Source organism: Azospirillum sp. B506, assembly GCF_000333595.1.
Classification (GTDB): domain Bacteria; phylum Pseudomonadota; class Alphaproteobacteria; order Azospirillales; family Azospirillaceae; genus Azospirillum.
The window spans coordinates 1-8063 of sequence record NZ_BADK01000417.1; the positions used below are offsets into that span (position 1 = coordinate 1).

General features: G+C 67.0%; 9 protein-coding genes. 8 read left to right on the plus strand and 1 reads right to left on the minus strand.

Features of this window, described 5'->3' with window-relative positions; translation table 11 throughout:
- From proC to I71_RS39695, 7 genes are all read left to right on the plus strand, one after another.
- On the plus strand, positions 1-628 hold a 628-nt coding region (gene proC / locus I71_RS12750; RefSeq protein ID WP_042695234.1), incomplete at its 5' end, for a pyrroline-5-carboxylate reductase.
- An 11-nt stretch (positions 629-639) separates the two neighbouring features.
- Positions 640-1122 carry a YbaK/EbsC family protein gene (locus I71_RS12755; protein WP_042695235.1) on the plus strand — a complete coding sequence of 161 codons (483 nt, stop codon included), beginning with the start codon at positions 640-642 and terminating at the stop codon, positions 1120-1122.
- 78 nt (positions 1123-1200) lie between these two features.
- Positions 1201-1899, plus strand: a complete 699-nt coding sequence (locus I71_RS12760) for a TetR family transcriptional regulator (protein ID WP_049976081.1) — start codon at positions 1201-1203, stop codon at positions 1897-1899.
- 172 nt (positions 1900-2071) lie between these two features.
- Positions 2072-2506: a phasin family protein gene (locus I71_RS12765; RefSeq protein ID WP_042695236.1), complete on the plus strand. Its 435-nt coding sequence runs from the start codon at positions 2072-2074 to the stop codon at positions 2504-2506.
- 163 nt (positions 2507-2669) lie between these two features.
- Entirely contained in the window at positions 2670-3005 is a 336-nt protein-coding gene (locus tag I71_RS12770) for a tRNA-binding protein (RefSeq protein WP_042695237.1), read from the plus strand.
- A 254-nt stretch (positions 3006-3259) separates the two neighbouring features.
- Positions 3260-4513 (plus strand): methyl-accepting chemotaxis protein, encoded by a 1254-nt coding sequence (locus tag I71_RS39690; RefSeq protein WP_244433796.1) that lies wholly within the window; start codon positions 3260-3262, stop codon positions 4511-4513.
- Positions 4510-5202, plus strand: coding sequence for a PilZ domain-containing protein (locus I71_RS39695; protein ID WP_244433797.1), 693 nt, complete (start codon positions 4510-4512; stop codon positions 5200-5202). The genes I71_RS39690 and I71_RS39695 overlap by 4 nt, the downstream gene beginning before the upstream one ends.
- Before the next feature lie 59 nt (positions 5203-5261).
- Here I71_RS39695 and I71_RS12780 read toward each other — a convergent pair whose 3' ends face one another.
- Entirely contained in the window at positions 5262-5999 is a 738-nt protein-coding gene (locus I71_RS12780) for a LuxR C-terminal-related transcriptional regulator (protein ID WP_244433798.1), read from the minus strand.
- A gap of 986 nt (positions 6000-6985) precedes the next feature.
- Here I71_RS12780 and I71_RS12785 point away from each other — a divergent pair.
- Positions 6986-7627, plus strand: coding sequence for a response regulator transcription factor (locus I71_RS12785; RefSeq protein WP_042695239.1), 642 nt, complete (start codon positions 6986-6988; stop codon positions 7625-7627).
- The last annotated feature ends 436 nt before the right edge of the window (positions 7628-8063 follow it).

The following is an 8063-nucleotide window of genomic DNA, read 5'->3' on the forward strand; positions in this document are numbered from 1 at the left end:
TCCCGACGTGATCGTCCTGGCGGTGAAGCCGCAGGTGATGGAGGAGGGTTTGCCGTCCTACCGCGCCCTGGTCCGTCCCGACACGGTCTTCCTGTCGATCGCCGCCGGCAAGACCATTGCCTATTTCGAACGGCAGCTGGGGGAGGGGGCGGTGGTTGTCCGCTCCATGCCCAACACCCCCGCCGCCATCGGCCGCGGCATGACCGTCGCCGTGCCGAATTCCCATGTCAGCGCCGCCCAGCGCGCCCTGTCGGACCGCCTGCTGCGCGCCGTCGGCGACGTCGCCTGGGTGGAGGACGAGGGGCTGCTCGATCCGGTCACCGCGCTGTCGGGCAGCGGTCCGGCCTATGTCTTCTTCCTGGTCGAGGCGATGGCCAAGGCCGGCGAGGCCGCCGGCCTGCCCGCCGATCTGGCGATGCGGCTGGCCCGCGCCACCGTGTCGGGTGCCGGCGCCCTGCTCGACGCCTCGGCGCAGCAGGAGGCCGCCGACCTGCGCAAGGCGGTGACCAGCCCGAATGGCACCACCCAGGCCGCGCTCGAAGTGTTGATGGCGCCGGAGGGCTTGCAGCCGGTGATGACCGCCGCCGTTGCCGCCGCTTCCCGGCGGTCGCGCGAATTGGCGGGGTGAGAGGTTCGGCCATGACTGTCCTCAGCCCCTCCGCCGCGCGCGTCCAGGCCCTGCTCGACGGCATCGGCCTCGGACACCATGTGGTCGAGCATGAAGGCAGCACCCGCACCTCGGAGGACGCCGCCACGGCCGTTGGCTGCGACGTGGCGCAGATCGCCAAGTCGCTGATCTTCCGCACCAGGGACACCGGCCGTCCGGTGCTGGTCGTCGCCAGCGGCGCCAACCGCGTCGACGAGAAGGCGGTCGGCCGCCTCATCGGCGAGAAGATCGAGCGGGCCGATCCGGAATTCGTCCGCGAGTCGACCGGCTTTGCCATCGGTGGCGTTCCGCCCATCGGCCATGCCGTCCCGCCGCTGGTGCTGATCGACGACGACCTGCTGCGGCTGGAGACCATCTGGGCCGCCGCCGGCACGCCCAACGCCGTCTTCCGCCTGACCCCCGCCGATCTGGTCGGCATGACCGGCGGCCGGGTCGAGACCGTGCGCAAGGCATAACCGCACCGAAGGACGGGTGACGTTCGCCCGTCCACACACCACCTTATGAAGCGATCCCTGTCGCCTGGAGGTGGTGCCATGTCCGACATGCCGTCCGACAAGCCTGAAGACAACAGCTTCCGCTCCGACCCGGCAGCCGATCCGGCGGACCCGGAGTCGCTCGACCGCTCGGTCGCGGCGGCGGCGATGAGGCTGGCGGCCGAGAAGGGCTGGCGCCATGTCGGCCTGCTGGAGGTCGCGCACGCGGCCGGCGTTCCGTTGTCCCGCTTTCACCACCGCTATCGCGGGCGGGCCGACCTGCTGGCCGCGGTGTCGCGGGTCGTCGATGCCACCGTCCTGGCCGGCGACGCCGCCCCCGATCCGACCGAGTCGGCGCGCGACCGGCTGTTCGACGTGATGATGCGGCGCTTCGATGCGTTGCGCCCTTTCCGTGACGGGCTGCGGGCGGTCCTGCGCGATCTGCCGGCCGATCCGGCGACGGCGCTTTCCTTTTCCTGCGCCTTCGGCCGCTCGATGGCCTGGATGCTGCGCGCCGCCGGGATCGACCCGGACCGGCGCGGCGGCGGGGCGCTGGTCGCCGGTCTCGGCGCCGTCCATGCACGGGTGATGCGGGTGTTCCTGAGCGATGACAGCGCCGACCTGTCGCGCACCATGGCGGCGCTCGATACCGCGCTGCGCGGGGCGGAGCGCTGGGGCGCGACCTTCTGCCGCTGGACCGGCCGGCGCGGTCCGACCGGCAAGCCGTCGGCAACAGAGTCCATGTCATCAGGCATTTAGCAACATTGAGGAGATCCTCGACGGCCGGTTTTACCCGTCAAGGTTATGCTGCGACGCAAAAACCGGATTGACTAACTTTTCGGCACTCTGCATAGTCGGCACTTGTAATGTTGCGACGCAACATGTCCGTATGCCGATGCGGGCAGCAAACACCGATGCTGGGATGAGAAACATGGCCAAGATCAGCGGTAACCCCTTCCTTGAATTCGATCCGTCCAAGCTGATGGGCGACCTGAAGGTGCCGGGTGTGGACGTCGAGTCCATCATCGCCAGCCAGCGCCGCAACATCGAGGCGGTGACCGCAGCCAACCAGCTTGCCTTCGAGGGCTTCCAGGCCATCGTGCGCCGTCAGACCGAGGTGCTGCGCACCGTTGCCGAGGATGTGAACCGCGCCGTCGGTGAGCTGTCGGCCGCCGGTACCCCGGAAGAGAAGGCCGCCAAGCAGGCCGATCTGGTCAAGGCCGCCTTCGAGCGTTCGCTGGCCAACATCCGCGAGCTGAGCGAGATGGTTGCCAAGTCGAACACCGAAGCCGCCGAGATCCTGACCAAGCGTGTTTCCGAAGGTCTGGACGAGGTCAAGGCCGCCATCGCCAAGGCGAAGGCCTGATCCTTTCCGCTTCGCCGGAAGATCGTGACGAGGGGTCGCCGCAGGGCGGCCCCTTTTTGCGTTTCGGGCGGCTGTTCGGGTTTGGCCGCCTGCGCTTCTCCGTTCCGGTCCCCGTCCGGCCGCGTTACCCTGGCGCCCATCGCAAAACCGGACCGGACCCGTCATGACACTCTCCTACGACGATTTCGCCAAGGTCGACATCCGCGTCGGCACCATCCGCGCCGTCGAGGCGTTCCCGGAGGCGCGCAAGCCGGCCTACAAGCTGACCGTCGATTTCGGCGGCGAGATCGGTATCAAGCGCAGCTCGGCCCAGATCACCAGCCATTACACTGCCGATGCCCTGGTCGGCCGTCAGGTGCTGGCGGTGGTGAATTTTCCACCCAAGCGCATCGGCCCCTTCACCAGCGAAGTGCTGTGTCTCGGCCTGCCCGACGTCGAGGGGGCGGTGGTGCTGGTCGGCCCCGATCAGGCCGTGCCGGACGGCGCCCGGCTGTTCTGACCGGCATCGTTCCGCTTGTTGCATTCGATCCGTTTCACAGCAACTTCCCAACACACTTTCCAGTCCTATGACGGATTTGTGGCGAATCTCCGCGAGCACTTGATGTAAATCATAGGGCTTCCGCGTCGATCCGACTGATAAAGCGCGCATGACTGCGAACCAGCACGCGCGGCGCGCTTTACCGTTGGATGGCATTGATGAACGTCTTGCGCAGACTTGTCGGTGGGCTTTCGATTTCAACGAAGGTCACTGCGTTGAATCTCATCGGCATGCTGATTCTCAGCACGGCGATCCTGTTCGCGATCGGCCAGGTGATCGTCCGTGACCTGGAGCGGCAGGCCATCGACATGCAGCGTCTCAGCATGGACATCGCCTGGTCGTCGCTGCAGGAGCGCGGCGGCCGCTTCACCGTCGCCGACGGCAAGCTGTTGCTGGACGGCGTGGTGATGAACGACGACAACCTTGTGGTCGACAAGATCAAGCGCATCACCGGGGGCACCGCCACCCTGTTCCTGGGTGACCGCCGCATCGCCACCAACGTGATGAACGCCGATGGCAGCCGTGCCGTCGGTTCGAGGCTGGCCCAGGGGCCGGCCTACGAGTCGGTGCTGCGTCAGGGCACGCCTTACCGCGGCATGGTCGATATCCTGGGCGAACCCTATTACGCCGCCTACGACCCGATCAAGGACGCGGCCGGCAAGCCGGTCGGCATCCTCTATGTCGGCATCAAGAAGGCGGAGGTGTTCAAGACCTTCGACGACAGCATGCGCTTCGCCACCATGCTGGTGGTGCTCTGCGCCGTGCTGCTGGCGGTGCCGGGCTACCTGGCGTCGCGCCGGCTGCTGCGTCCGCTGGGCCAGCTCAGCCGGGTGATGAGCGCCTTGTCCTCCGGCGACCTGGCCGCCTCCGTGGCCGGTGCCGACCGGCTGGACGAGATCGGTGCGATGTCGCGCTCCGTCCTGGTCTTCCGCGACGGCATGGCCGAAGCCGAGCGTCTGCGCATCGAGCAGGAACGCCAGCGTGTCGAGGCCGAGGCGCAGAAGCGCCGGGCCTTGCAGAGGATGGCCGATACGGTGGAGCAGGAAAGCCGCCATGCGGTGGAACTGGTCGCCGCCCGCACGCAGGAGATGGACCGCAACGCCGGAGCCATGGCGACCTCGGCTGGTCTGGTCGGCGCCAATGCCCAGAACGTCGCCGCCGCCGCCGCCCAGGCGCTCAGCAACGCCCAGGCGGTGGCGTCCGCCGCCGAGCAGCTCTCCGCCTCCATCACCGAGATCGGCAATCAGGTCGGCCATGCCGCCGGGGTCACCCGTGCCGCCGTCGATGCCAGCAACCGCACCGAGAGCACCATCGAATCGCTGTCCTCGGCGGTCGGCCGCATCGGCGACGTGGCGGGGCTGATCCAGGGCATCGCCGCCCAGACCAATCTGCTGGCGCTGAACGCCACCATCGAGGCGGCGCGGGCAGGGGAGCCCGGCAAGGGTTTCGCCGTCGTGGCCGAGAAGTGAAGAACCTCGCCAACCAGACCTCGCGCTCGACCGAGGAGATCTCGCGCCTGATCGTCGAAATCCAGACGGTCACCGCCCGCAGTGTCGCGGAGGTGCGCGACATCAGCCGCACCATCGGCGAGATCGACGCCATTTCCGGCACGGTGGCCGCCGCGGTGGAGCAGCAGGCTTCGGCGACGCAGGAGATCTCGCGCAATGTCGGTCAGACCGCCGGTGCCGCCACCGACGTCTCGGTCCGCATCGACGAAGTGTCGCAGGAAGCCAAGGTGACGGAGGAGCGGGCGGACCAGCTGCGGGCCGGAGCCTCGGAAGTGACCCACAGCATCGACGAGCTGATGCATGTGCTGGTCCGCGCCGTGCGGACGGCGACCGACGATGTGGACCGCCGCAGCGTGCCGCGCTATCGGGTGGAGGCGCCCTGCGCCGTGGAGGGGCCGCAGGGGCGCGTCATGGTTCGGCTGCTGGACATCTCGCGCCAGGGGGCGGCGCTGGGCGAGGCCGATGCCGTCGGCTCCCGTGGCACCCTGCTGTTCGATGGTCTGGGCGTGGCCTTGCCCTTCGAGGCCTTCGGCCGCGAGGACGGGGTGGTGCGCATCCGCTTCCGGTTGACCGAAATCGACCGGCAGGCGTTCGACGCCCGCTTCACCCGCTTCGAGGAGACGATGGCCGGGCGCCGCCTGGCCGGCTGAGGCCGATCACCCCTGGAAGCCGATCAACCCAGGAAACGCTGTCGAGGCGCGGCCGCCGGTCAGGCCCCGGCCCGGCGGGCGGCGGCCTGGACATGCGGCGCGGTCATACCGGTCCGTGCTTGTTCCAGCGCACCCTGTTGCCGGGCGGCGAAGACGCCGGCTTCCGTCCGGTTGCGGAAATGCAGCTTGGACAGCACGCTGCGCACCATCGACTTGATGACCGCTTCCGACAGGTCCAGCGCGTTGGCGATGGTCCGGTTGTTCATGCCTTCGCCCAGCAGGCGCAACGTCTCGAACTCCGGGTCCGACAGGCGGGGCAGCAGCGTCAGCCGGATCTCGTCGACGCCCAGCCGCGACAGGAACTGCTTGGGCATCAGGCAGTGGCCTTCCAGCCCCAGATCCAGCAGCTCGTTGATGCGGTCGACGTTCAGATCCTCGAAGACCCAGGCGTCGGCGAAGGCCAGGATATGGGCGGCGTCCAGCAGCTCGCGCGAGGACAGCACGACGACGATCCGCGAGCGGCGGGACAGCCGCAGATAGACCATCGGTTCGTTCTCGCGCAGTGCGGTGAACTGCTGCAGCCCGATCAGGATCGCATCCGGTGTCAGTGCGCTCTGCGTCAGTTCCCCGATGTCGTGCAGGACCGTGACCCGGTGGCGGCCGCCGCGGTCCAGCTGCTGCACCACCGTCTCGGTCAGCGCATTGTTGTCGAGGATCAGGCAGACATGCATGGGAGTCACCGCGTTGCGGGTCTGGTGAGATGCTTTCTCATGGGCGTACTCATGGTGTGTGTGCATGGGTCAGCTCTGTCTGGAGGAGGCATCCACGGCCGGCCCGGCTGGGGCATTGCCGCCTGCGTCTGAGGGTTGAAGAAAAGCCGGCCGGTTGGCCCAGGCACGTCATGGATCGGGTCACGTCGTCGGGAAGATATCGGGAAGCTCGAAGTATTCCGTTGCGGTCCGCAGACTCCCCCCCGTGGGGGGCCGGGAAGTCCTGCTCGCACCGCGTGATTTAGAAATGAACGGTGCACGACGTAAATCAGGCGATGGATTATCAGCCAAGATCGCTTCCCGTCTCCTTGTTGGTCGCCTCAGGTTTCGAAACGGTAACACCTATGGAATGATGTGTGCTGGCCGGGTCACAGGGGAATGCGCGTTGGTACAGGCATCCTTCAGGACTATCCTTTCGGCTCGGTCATGGCTTTTTCCTCCTCTCTTGCGCATTCGAATCGGGATTAACCATGTTCCTGGCACACGAACGCCGCAAAGATGGCAAGGTTCCCAAAAAATTCCCGTCGCTAATGGGGACGTAGGGTCTCTTTTTGAATGAACCCGTTTGGAATTCAGGACTCCAATTGGCGTGCGCGATGGCATGATTTGCGAATGCAGAGGAATCTATGACTTTTGTCCGAGGACATTTCTTGATTGTCCCATGACGAACGGTGCCTCGACGGGGAGTAATGGCCTCTAATGATCTATGGCCCTTGTCGGGATACAGAGCCCCTTCCGATCGTGGTATCAGATACTCAACAGAGAGAAGAACAAGCCCACAACGGCAGACAGCCTTCCGGCCGATGCCTGTGGCGGGCCTCCAGACCAATCGGACAGCAACCGGCCGGCAGCCAGCGGATCGACGCGATCGGCCGGTCGTGAACGGCCGGTATCACAGGGTGACCCGGGTGCCGCGGGGGCGCACCGGGCAAGACTCACAACAGCCCCGACGGGCGGTCGTCCGCAGAACGGACGGCACCGGCGAGGGCCGGCGAGCGAGGATGACGGGGACCATGAAGATTCTGATCGGGGACGACCATCTGCTGTTTCGCGAAGGCCTGCGGCGTTTGCTGGAGCAATTGCAGGGCGACGCCAGTTTCGTCGAGGCCGGGACCTTCGACGAGGTTCTGGCCCAGTGCCGCGCCGGCAGCACCTTCGACATCATCCTGATGGATCTGCATATGCCGAACTGGCCGGGCTTCGACGGGCTGCGCGAGATTCAGGCGCTGCAGCCGGGCGTGCCGGTGGTGGTGATCTCCGCGTCGGAAGCGCTGGGCGACATCCGCGGCGCGCTGGACCATGGCGCCACCGGCTACATCCCGAAGTCGAGCAGCGTGAAGGTGATGATGGGCGCCCTGAACCTGGTGTTCTCGGGCGGCATCTACCTGCCGCCGGGCGCCCTGACCGCCAGCATGGACGCCGCCCCGCGCCGCCGCGCCGTCGACCTGTCCGACCGCAACGCCAGCTATGGTCTGACCCAGCGCCAGCGCGAGGTTCTGGAATGCCTGCGCCTCGGCAAGTCGAACAAGCAGATCGCCTATGAGCTGGGCCTGTCGGAAGGCACGGTGAAGATCCACGTCACCGCCATCTTCAAGTCGCTGGGCGTCAAGAACCGCACCCAGGCGGTCATCGCCGCCGCCGCCATGTCGGCGTAAGCCGGAAGGCCATGTCGGCGTGAGGATTTGAAGCGTATCGGAACCGGGCCGCGGAGGAACGCCTCCGCGGCCCGTTCCGCATGTGCGTCAAGGTGCCATTCCCCGTCCGGGGCAGCCAGCCTCTTGACCGGGCGGGTTGCCCGATGCTATCCGCCCCTCTTGATCTTGTGGAATCATCCGTCCGGCTCGCCGGCCGGAGGGAGTCCGCCTGACCCGCGCCGCCATCCGGGCCGTGCGCGAAGCCGCCACCGCAGGGACGCAACCGCAGCGCCATGAGCGATATTTTCCGCGAAGTCGATGAGGATCTGCGCCGGGACCGCGCGGAGCATCTGTTCAAGAAATATGGCGGCGCCATGATCGCCGCGGCGGTGCTGGTCGTCGCCGGGACGGCGGCTACAGCTTCTGGCGCCACTGGCAGGCGGAAAAGAGCAGCAGC